General features: G+C 74.1%; 9 protein-coding genes. 7 read left to right on the forward strand and 2 right to left on the reverse strand.

The window, feature by feature from the left end; translation table 11 throughout:
- Positions 1 to 98 precede the first annotated feature (98 nt).
- From WFI16_RS24835 to WFI16_RS24845, 3 genes are all read left to right on the forward strand, one after another.
- Positions 99 to 1,178, forward strand: a complete 1,080-nt coding sequence (locus WFI16_RS24835) for a trypsin-like peptidase domain-containing protein (RefSeq protein ID WP_419900550.1) — start codon at positions 99 to 101, stop codon at positions 1,176 to 1,178.
- 223 nt (positions 1,179 to 1,401) lie between these two features.
- The gene (locus WFI16_RS24840; RefSeq protein ID WP_419900551.1) at positions 1,402 to 2,454 is read left to right on the forward strand and encodes a FecCD family ABC transporter permease; all 1,053 of its coding nucleotides are present in this window, start codon (positions 1,402 to 1,404) and stop codon (positions 2,452 to 2,454) included.
- Positions 2,451 to 3,239, forward strand: coding sequence for an ABC transporter ATP-binding protein (locus tag WFI16_RS24845; protein ID WP_419900552.1), 789 nt, complete (start codon positions 2,451 to 2,453; stop codon positions 3,237 to 3,239). The genes WFI16_RS24840 and WFI16_RS24845 overlap by 4 nt, the downstream gene beginning before the upstream one ends.
- 164 nt (positions 3,240 to 3,403) lie before the next feature.
- Here the strand turns inward: WFI16_RS24845 and WFI16_RS24850 are convergent, their stop codons facing one another.
- Both WFI16_RS24850 and WFI16_RS24855 read right to left on the reverse strand, forming a co-directional pair.
- Positions 3,404 to 4,210 (reverse strand): siderophore-interacting protein, encoded by an 807-nt coding sequence (locus tag WFI16_RS24850; RefSeq protein ID WP_419900553.1) that lies wholly within the window; start codon positions 4,208 to 4,210, stop codon positions 3,404 to 3,406.
- A gap of 2 nt (positions 4,211 to 4,212) precedes the next feature.
- The gene (locus WFI16_RS24855; protein ID WP_419900554.1) at positions 4,213 to 4,704 is read right to left on the reverse strand and encodes a PadR family transcriptional regulator; all 492 of its coding nucleotides are present in this window, start codon (positions 4,702 to 4,704) and stop codon (positions 4,213 to 4,215) included.
- A 212-nt stretch (positions 4,705 to 4,916) separates the two neighbouring features.
- Between WFI16_RS24855 and WFI16_RS24860 the strand changes: the two genes are divergently transcribed.
- From WFI16_RS24860 to WFI16_RS24875, 4 genes are all read left to right on the forward strand, one after another.
- Complete coding sequence (locus WFI16_RS24860; RefSeq protein WP_419900555.1) at positions 4,917 to 5,597, forward strand: response regulator transcription factor; 681 nt, start codon at positions 4,917 to 4,919, stop codon at positions 5,595 to 5,597.
- 18 nt (positions 5,598 to 5,615) lie between these two features.
- A complete protein-coding gene (locus WFI16_RS24865) occupies positions 5,616 to 7,046 on the forward strand; it encodes a sensor histidine kinase (protein WP_419900556.1) in 1,431 nt (476 codons plus the stop codon).
- A gap of 126 nt (positions 7,047 to 7,172) precedes the next feature.
- Positions 7,173 to 7,388 (forward strand): hypothetical protein, encoded by a 216-nt coding sequence (locus WFI16_RS24870; RefSeq protein WP_419900557.1) that lies wholly within the window; start codon positions 7,173 to 7,175, stop codon positions 7,386 to 7,388.
- A gap of 169 nt (positions 7,389 to 7,557) precedes the next feature.
- Positions 7,558 to 8,712: a YbfB/YjiJ family MFS transporter gene (locus tag WFI16_RS24875; protein ID WP_419900558.1), complete on the forward strand. Its 1,155-nt coding sequence runs from the start codon at positions 7,558 to 7,560 to the stop codon at positions 8,710 to 8,712.
- Positions 8,713 to 8,848: the final 136 nt, after the last annotated feature.

The following is an 8,848-nucleotide window of genomic DNA, read 5'->3' on the forward strand; positions in this document are numbered from 1 at the left end:
CGGCGTGAAAGAGCCTTGAAGCCAGGGCCAACCCCACGCCACATAGCGCCTTGACCGGCGTTGACGCCCCCGACGCGCCGCTAGAGGAAAAAGCCCTGATGCCTGCCCCCCGCCGTCAATTCGTCGCTGGCCTGGCCGCGCTGGCCATGCTGCCGGCGGCGCCGGCGCTGCTGCGCCCGGCCCCCGCCGCGGCGCGTGCCCTGCTGCCCGATTTCGCCGACCTGGCCGAGCAGGTGCTGCCCTCGGTGGTGAATATCGCGGTGCTGTCGGAGCAGACGACGACGCAGATCCCGCCCGAGCTGCGCGGCAGCCCCTTCGAGCGCTATTTCCGCGAGCGGCGCGGCGCGCAGCAGGTGCAGGGCGCGGGCTCCGGCTTCATCATCGATCCGGCCGGCTACATCGTCACCAACAACCACGTGGTCGGCAATGCGGTGCGCGTCGTGGTCTCGACCCAGTCGGGCACCGAGCTCACCGCCCGCGTCGTCGGCACCGACGAGCTGACCGACCTGGCGCTGCTGCGGGTCGAGCCGCGCGCGCCGCTGCCGGCGGTGGCCTGGGGCAGCTCGGGCAATCTGCGCGTCGGCAACTGGGTGCTGGCGGCGGGCAATCCCTTCAGCCTGGGCGGCACGGTGACCTCGGGCATCGTCTCGGCGCGCGGCCGCGAGATCGGCGCCGGGCCCTTCGACGACTTCATCCAGACCGATGCCGCCATCAACCCGGGCAATTCCGGCGGGCCGCTGTTCAATGTCGCCGGCGAGGTGATCGGCATCAACACGGCGATCTACTCGCCCTCCGGCGCCTCGGCCGGCATCGGCTTCGCGACGCCCTCGGATCTGGCGCGCGGCGTCATCGAGCAGCTGCGCCGCGACGGCCGGGTCGAGCGCGGCTGGCTCGGCGTCGCCGTCGAGGACATGGGCGAGGAGCAGACCCCGGGCGGTCGCAACCGCGGCGTCCAGGTGCGCAGCGTCGAGCGCGGCAGCCCGGCGGCGCGGGCCGGTCTGCGCCAGGGCGACGTGGTCACCGCGCTGAATGGCGAGCGGATCGAGACCTCGCGCGCGCTGATCCGCGGCGTCGCCGGCACCCCGCCGGGCCAGACGGTGCGGGTGACGCTGACCCGCGAGGGGCGGTCGCGCGAGCTGGCCGTGCAGGTCGGCCGCCGGCCCAGCAATCCGGGCTGAGGCCTGGCGGGTGACCGCCTGGAGATGGCGTCGCCGGCAGGCGTGAATCACCCGCCCGGACTGGCCGGGGAGGGGGGCTTCCCCTCCCGCGCAGGGCGGCGTCCCGCAGACGGGGCTTGGTCTCGCAGTTGCGAGTGATTATGGATTGCCGCGAGACCATCCCCCTGGAAGGGCTGCCCGTGACCCCTGACGCCTCTCCTCCTTCGCGGGCGACCCCGCCGGCATGAGCGCGACCACCCTGGAGGGTGCGGCCGCCGGCTACCGCGCCCTGCTGCTGCGGCGCGTCGTGGTGCTGGCGGTGCTGGCGCTGCTGCTGGCCGCCTCGCTGCTGCTCGATGTCGCGACCGGTCCCTCGCGGCTGGGGCTGTCCGACGTGGTTGGCGTGCTGCTCAACCCGGGGGCGGCGACCGGGCCGGTCAAGGTCATCGTCTGGGACGTGCGGCTGCCCTATGCCATCATGGCGGTGCTCGTCGGCGCGGCGCTCGCGCTGGCGGGGGCCGAGATGCAGACGGTGCTGAACAACCCGCTGGCCAGCCCCTTCACCCTCGGCGTCTCCTCCGCCGCCTCGCTGGGCGCGGCGCTGGCCATCGTGCTCGGCGTTGGCCTGCCCTGGCTGCCGACCGACTGGCTGCTCTCGGGCAATGCTTTTCTGTTCGCTTTCCTCTCGGTGATGCTGCTGCGGACGCTCTCCAAGCTGCGCGGCGCCGGGGTCGAGGCGCTGGTGCTGTTTGGCATTGCCCTGGTCTTCGCCTTCAACGCCGCCGTCGCCCTGCTGCAATTCGTCGCCACCGAGCAGGCGCTGCAGCAGCTGGTCTTCTGGTCGATGGGCAGCCTGGCGCGCGCCACCTGGCCGAAGATCGGCATCATGGCGGCCTGCCTCGCCATCGCCATCCCCTTCTCGGCGCGCGCCGCCTGGAAGCTGACCGCGCTCCGCCTCGGCGAGGAGCGGGCGCTGTCCTTCGGCATCGATGCCGACCGGCTGCGCGACGGCGCCCTGCTGCGCGTCTCGCTGCTCTCCGGCGTCTCGGTCGCCTTCGTCGGCACCATCGGCTTCATCGGGCTGATCGGCCCGCATGCCGCCCGCCTGCTGGTGGGCGAAGACCACCGCTTCTTCCTGCCGGCCGCGGCGCTCTGCGGCGCGCTGCTGCTCTCGCTCTCCTCGCTGGCCAGCAAGATGCTGGTGCCCGGCCTGCTGGTGCCGATCGGCATCGTCACCGCGCTGATCGGCGTGCCCGTTTTCATCGCGCTGGTCTTCACCCGGGGGCGCCGCGCATGAAGCGGCTCGAGATCCAGGGACTCACCCTCGGCTACGGCCGGCGCGAGATCCTGCGCGGCGCCAGCCTGGACGCGCTGCGCGGCGGCGCCATCACCGCGCTGATCGGCCCGAATGGCGCCGGCAAGTCCACTTTGCTGCGCGGCCTGGCCGGGCTGCTGCCGGCGCGCGGCTCGGTGCAGCTCGACGGGCAGGAGATGATCGGCCTGCGCCTGGAGCAGCGCGCCCGCCACATCGCCTATATGCCGCAGAGCCTGCCGCAGGGCGTCGCCCTGTCGGTGATGGAGGCGCTGCTCGGCGCGCTGCGCGCCAGCCCGACCGCCGAGGGCCCGCTCTCCGCCGCCGCCGCCACCGGGCGGGCGCTGGAGCTGCTGGAGCAGCTCGGCATCGCCCATCTGGCGCTCGTCGGCCTCGACCGCCTCTCCGGCGGGCAGCGCCAGCTGGCGGGGCTGGCCCAGGCGCTGGTCCGCCGCCCCCAGGTGCTGCTGCTCGACGAGCCGACCAGCGCCCTCGACCTGCGCTACCAGCTCTCGGTCATGGAACTGGTGCGGTCGCTGACCCGCCAGCACGGGCTGGTCACCGTGGTCGTGGTCCATGACCTGGCGCTGGCCGCCCGCTACGCCGACGAGGTCGTCATGCTCGCGGGCGGCAGCATCCGCGCCCAGGGCACGCCCGAGGCCACGCTGACGCCGGCCATGCTCGCCGAGGTCTACGGGGTGTCGGCGCGGGTCGAGCGCTGCTCGCACGGGCACCTCCAGGTCCTGGCGGACGCGGCGCTGCCGGCCTGATAGATGAAGACAGGGCAGGCGAGGGGAATGAATTCCCCTCGACCCCTTCTTCTTTCTGTCTGACTGCCGTGTCCACCTGGAAACGACGGGCGAAACGGCCCAGCAGCAGCGCGACCTTCGAGGGCGCGCTGTTTTTGTCCTCGGCGCTCCGCCTTTGGCCGCCTTCAATTCTGGATGCTGTCATGCACCCCGGCGGCGCCGCGTTTCCAGTAGCCGGCGGCCTTGGTCCAGCGCGGGTTGGCGCCCTTCTCGGCCAGCAGCAGCGCCCGCAGCTGCTTGGCGAGGGTGGATTCCGCCGCCACCCAGGCGAAGAAATCGCCCGGCGGGAAGGCAGTCGCGCGCAGCGTCTCGGCCAGCGTGCTCCGGCTGCGGTGCGACCAGACCAGGGTGACGGCGGCGGCGCTCGGCAGCGGCACTTCGTGGCCGAGGCCTTCGACCTCGGCGACGACCAGGGCGCGGCTGCCGGCGGGCAGCTCTTCCAGCCGGCGGCCGATGGCGGGCAGGGCGGTTTCGTCGCCGGCCAGCAGGTGCCAGTCGAAGGCCAGCGGGATCACCATCGAGCCGCGCGGCCCGGCGGTCAGCAGGGTCTGGCCTGCCGCCGCCTGCAGCGCCCAGGCGGTGGCGGGGCCGGCCTCGTGCAGGGCGAAGTCGATGACCAGGGTCTGCGCGACGGGATCGAAGCGGCGCGGCGTGTAGTCGCGCGCCAGCGGGCGTTCCGCCGAGGGGAAGACCAGCCCCTCCGGCCCCTGCTGCGGCAGGAGGGCGGGGTCCTGGCCGGCACCCAGGAAGAACAGCTTCACATGGTCGTCGAAGCCGAGGCTGGTGAAGCCCGCGAGCTCCGGCCCGCCGAGCGTCACCCGGCGCATCGAGGGCGACAGGTCCTCCACCGCCAGCACGTCCAGGCGGCGCAGGCGGATCGGGTGGCGCTGGCGCTGGGTGGCGCGCGGGTCGGGGGTGGTGGCGTCATTCATGGTCAGAGGCGCTCCAGGCGCTTGGCGGTGTCGTCGAGGAGATCGGCGATGGCCTCGATCTCCGCCTCGGTGAGGGGGGCGCGGGCCAGCCGCAGATGCATGGCAGTGCGCAGGTTCTCGATGGCGCGGATGATCTGCGGCGGGCGCCCGGCGCGCGCCTCTGGGGTCATGCGCGCCAGCATGGCCTGCAGCGCCGGGCGGTTCTCCTCCAGGAAGGCGAGGCCCACCGGGGTGGCCTCGAAGCGGCGGCGGCTGCCGCCGGCGGCCACCGCGTGGGCGTAGCCGAGCTCCTCCAGCAGGGTCAGCGTCGGATAGACCACGCCGGGACTCGGCGAATACTGGCCGGCGAGGCGGTCCTCGATCGCCTTGATCAGCTCGTAGCCATGGCGCGGCTTCTCGGCGATCAGGTGCAGCAGCACCAGGCGCAGGCTGCCATGCTCGAAGATGCGCTCGCCGCGCCGGGCCGGGTCGCGGCCGCCGAAATCACCCCGCATGCCTCCTCCGATTCGATATATCGATTTAGTTTAGATATATCGAAGTCAGGGGCGCCACAAGCCGGCCGGCGCCGGCGTGACATTCCGGTAATGGCCCCGCCCGCGGCGCCGCGACTGGCGTGTTGCGGCGGCGCGCGGCATGGTGCATCTCCCGGCCCCGCCTGAACTCCGATCCGTCCGGAGGGGCGGCCGCGACAAATGGAGCATGCACCATGCGCATTCTGCTGGTGGAAGACGATGCCGAGGTCGGCCGCTTCGTGAAGAAGGGCCTGCAGGAGGCCGGGCACACGGTGGAGCACGCCGCTAATGGCCGCGACGGCCTGTTCATGGCCGCTGGCGAGAGCTTCGACCTGCTGGTGCTGGACCGGATGCTGCCCGGCGGCGTCGATGGCGTCCGCCTGGTCGAGACCCTGCGTGGCCAGGGCAACCACACGCCGGTGCTGTTCCTCTCGGCGCTGGCCGGGGTGGATGAGCGCGTGAAGGGCCTGAAGGCCGGCGGCGACGACTACCTGGTCAAGCCCTTCGCCTTCGCGGAACTCCTGGCCCGCGTCGAGGCGCTGGGCCGCCGCCCGGCGGTGGATGCGCCGGCGACGCGGCTGAAGGTCGCCGATCTGGAGCTCGACCTGCTGTCGCGCACGGTGACGCGGGCCGGCCGCAAGATCGACATCCAGCCGCGCGAATTCCGCCTGCTGGAGCATCTGATGCGCCATGCCGGCCAGGTGGTGACCCGCACCATGCTGCTGGAGAAGGTCTGGGACTACCATTTCGACCCGCAGACCAACGTGATCGACGTGCATGTCTCCCGCCTGCGGCAGAAGCTGGACAAGGGGCAGGAGAAGCCGCTGATCCACACCGTCCGCAACGCGGGCTACATGATCCGCGCCGAGCCCTGATCCGCCGGGCCTGACCCCATGCCGCACCGCCGCCAGCAGCATCCCGGGCCGCTCTGGCGGCTGCTCTCCTCCGCCGGCTTCCGCTTCGCGACGCTGTTCGCCGCGCTGTTCCTGGCCGCCGGCCTGGGCTTCGCCGGCGTGCTGTGGTGGGGCACCGCCGGCACGCTGGAGCGGCAGACCGATGCCGCCATCCGCGCCGATGCCCAGGCCCTGGCCGAGCGCTGGCGCGATGCCGGGGCCGAGGCGACGGTCGAGGCCATCGCCGAGCGGCTGGCGCTGGATGCCGAGGGCCAGGCGCTCTATTTGCTGCTCGACCCGCGCCGCCAGCGGCTGGCCGGCAACCTGGTCACCCTGCCGCCCGGCGCCCTGGAGGGGCCGGCGGAATCCTGGCACCATCTGACCCTGGAGCACGAGGACGAGACGCCCGGCGAGGCGCGCCTCTATCTCCTCGAGCTGCCCGGCGGCGCGACGCTGGCCGTCGGCCGCGAGGTCAGCGAGAAGCAGCGGCTGCGCGCCCTGCTGACCGAGGGCCTGGCCTGGGCCGCCGGCGCCGCCCTGCTCTTCGCCGTGCTCGGTGCCTGGCTGATGCGCCGCGCGCTGGAGCGCCGCCTGTCCCCCGCCGTCACCACCGCCGCGCTGATCGCCGGCGGCGACCTGTCGCCGCGCGTGCCGCTCTCGGTGCATGACGACGAGTTCGACCGGCTGGGCGCCAGCATGAACGCCATGCTCGACCGAATCGCGCATCTGATGGACGGAGTGCGCGGCGTCTCGGACGCCATCGCGCACGACCTGCGCACGCCGATCGCCCGCGCCCGCAACGGGCTCGAGGAGGCGCTGCTCTCCGAGGACGAGGAGCCGGCGGCGCTGCGCGGCGCCATCGAGCGCGGCATCGCCGATCTCGACAACGTCACCCGCGTCTTCCAGGCGGTGCTGCGCATCGCCGAGGTGGAGGCGGGGGCGCGCCGCGCCGCCTTCGCGCCGCTCGACCTGGCACTGCTGCTGGCGGACGCCGCCGAGCTCTACGGCGCCTCGGCCGAGGCGCGCGGCCAGACGCTGCACACCGGCTGGACCGCGCCGCTGAACCTGACCGGCGACCGCGACCTGTTGCTGCAGGTGGTGGCCAACCTGCTGGACAATGCGGTGAAGTTCACCCCCGCGGGCGGCAACATCACCCTCTCGGCGGCGCGCGACCACGACCAGCTGATCGTCCGCGTCGCCGATGAGGGCCCCGGCCTGACGGTCGCCGACCGCGAGCGGGTGGGCGAGCGCTTCTTCCGTGCCGACCAGGCGCGCACCACCCCGGGCTCCGGCCTCGGCCTGTCGCTGGTGCGCGCCGTGGTGCAGCTGCATGGCGGCGTGCTGTGGTTCGAGAATGGCGACGGCCCGCCGGATTTCCCGGGCCTCGTCGTGCTGTTCCGCCTGCCCGCCGCGGCCCCGCCCGCCGCCTGAGGACGGCGATGGCGCGCGAATGACCGAGGCTTCATCCGCTGCCCATCGCGGGGCAGGGCGGCGGCGGCCAGATTGCCGCCCATGCTGCTTCGCCTGCCCTGTCTCTTGGCCCTGATGGTGGGGGCCATGCCTGTTGCCGCGACCGAGCTGCGGCTGGTGCCCCCGGGGCTTGCCTATTGCGACGAGCTGTCCGCCCGCTTCGCCCGGCTGCCGCGCTCGCGCCAGGAGATCTCCCGCGACCTGGCCACGGAGGGCAGCCAGCTCTGCCATGACGGGCATGTGCGCACCGGCGTCGCCAAGCTGCGCCGCGCGCTGCGCGCCGCCCAGCCGAAGCCGAACTGAGCCGCGCCGCCGCATCCCGCAGGCGCGCCAGGCGATATCCGGCCCTGCCGACCCTTCGCCCAGGGCCTGGGGTGCCGCGGAATCGAACGGCGCCGGGCTTTGCCGCACCGTGTCCGGCTGATAGGCCGGGAGGCATGCCCTGGCTTTCCCCCTGTCCCCGGCCCCGGCCATGAACGCCCGGCGGCGGCTGGCGCCCTTCGCCGGCGCCGGCGCCCTGCTGGTCGGCATCGGCCTGGCCCGTTTCGCCTATGTGCCGATCTTCCCCGCCATGGTCGCCGCCGGCTGGGTCGATGGCGGCGGCGCCGGGCTGCTCGGCGCCTGCAACCTGACCGGCTATCTGCTGGGCGCGCTGGGCGGCCGCGGCCTCGGCCGGCGGCTTGGCGTGCCGCGCGCGCTCGATCTCGGCATGGCGCTGGCGACGCTGGCCTTCCTGGCCTGTGCGCTGCGCCTGGACGGCGCCGCCGCGCTGGCCTGGCTGGGCGCCTGGCGCGGCCTGGCGGGCTTCGCCGGCGGCGTGCTGATGGCGCTGGCCGGCCCCGCCGTGCAGGCCGTGGTCCCCGCCGCCCGCCGTGCCGCGGCCGGCGGCGTGGTGATGTCCGGCGTTGCCTTCGGCGTGGTGCTGGGCGGCAGCCTGGTGCCGCCGCTGCTGCTGGCCGGCATCAGCGGCCTCTGGATCGGCCTCGGCCTGGCCAGCCTGGCCGTCTGGCTGGTGCTGCGCCCGGCCTGGCCCGACCCGCCGATGGCCGAGACCATGGGCACCCCGGCCGGCGGCCAGGTGCCCCGCGCCACCCGGCTGCTGGCCACCTACGCCCTGGCCGCCGCCGGCATGGTGGCGCCGATGGTCTATCTGGCCGATCTCGGCGCGCGCGGCCGCGGCCTGGAGGGCCTGGCCCTGGCGATGATCTGGGTGCTGTTCGGCCTGGGCGGCATCGCCGGCACGCTGACCGGCGGGCGCCTGGTCGGCTGGCTCGGCGGCCGCCGCGCCATGATGGTCTGGATGATGGTGGAGGTCGCCGCCCTGGCCTGCACCCTGCTGCCCGGCGGCGCCGCGGTCCTGCTCGCGGCGCCCCTCGGCGGCTTCTCCGGCATCGGCATCAGCGCCGTGGCGCTGGGCGCGGCGCGCGAGCAGGCCGGCAGCGCCGCCGGCATCCTCTGGGTCCGCGCCACGGCGCTCTTCGCCCTGGCCCAGGCGGCGACCGGCTTCGCGCTGGCCGCGCTGTTCAAGGCGACGGGGGAGAGCCACACGGCCGTCTTCGGCGCCGGGCTCGGGCTGGCGGTGCTGGCGCTGGGGGCGTCGATGATCGGCGGGAAGAAGGCGGGCTGACAGGGGAAGGGGGTGGGGGGGGGGGGGGGGGGGGGGCCACAAACACCCGAGAAGTGTTTGAGGGGGGGCAGAAGGAGCACTGCCGCCACCCGCCCCGGCGGCGCCGGGGGGCAACCCCGCCCCCAGCGAAGGAGGG

The sequence above is a fragment of the Roseomonas sp. USHLN139 genome, from assembly GCF_037145735.1.
In the GTDB taxonomy this organism is placed as follows: domain Bacteria; phylum Pseudomonadota; class Alphaproteobacteria; order Acetobacterales; family Acetobacteraceae; genus Pseudoroseomonas.

Bases quoted from the DNA above. Each gene is read 5' to 3' on its own strand.
- WFI16_RS24845 (WP_419900552.1), top strand. From the start codon at position 2,451: ATGAAGCGGCTCGAGATCCAGGGACTCACCCTCGGCTACGGCCGGCGC.
- WFI16_RS24875 (WP_419900558.1), top strand. From the start codon at position 7,558: ATGAACGCCCGGCGGCGGCTGGCGCCCTTCGCCGGCGCCGGCGCCCTG.
- WFI16_RS24865 (WP_419900556.1), top strand. From the start codon at position 5,616: ATGCCGCACCGCCGCCAGCAGCATCCCGGGCCGCTCTGGCGGCTGCTC.
- WFI16_RS24850 (WP_419900553.1), bottom strand. From the start codon at position 4,210: ATGAATGACGCCACCACCCCCGACCCGCGCGCCACCCAGCGCCAGCGC.
- WFI16_RS24855 (WP_419900554.1), bottom strand. From the start codon at position 4,704: ATGCGGGGTGATTTCGGCGGCCGCGACCCGGCCCGGCGCGGCGAGCGC.
- WFI16_RS24840 (WP_419900551.1), top strand. From the start codon at position 1,402: ATGAGCGCGACCACCCTGGAGGGTGCGGCCGCCGGCTACCGCGCCCTG.
- WFI16_RS24835 (WP_419900550.1), top strand. From the start codon at position 99: ATGCCTGCCCCCCGCCGTCAATTCGTCGCTGGCCTGGCCGCGCTGGCC.
- WFI16_RS24870 (WP_419900557.1), top strand. From the start codon at position 7,173: ATGCCTGTTGCCGCGACCGAGCTGCGGCTGGTGCCCCCGGGGCTTGCC.
- WFI16_RS24860 (WP_419900555.1), top strand. From the start codon at position 4,917: ATGCGCATTCTGCTGGTGGAAGACGATGCCGAGGTCGGCCGCTTCGTG.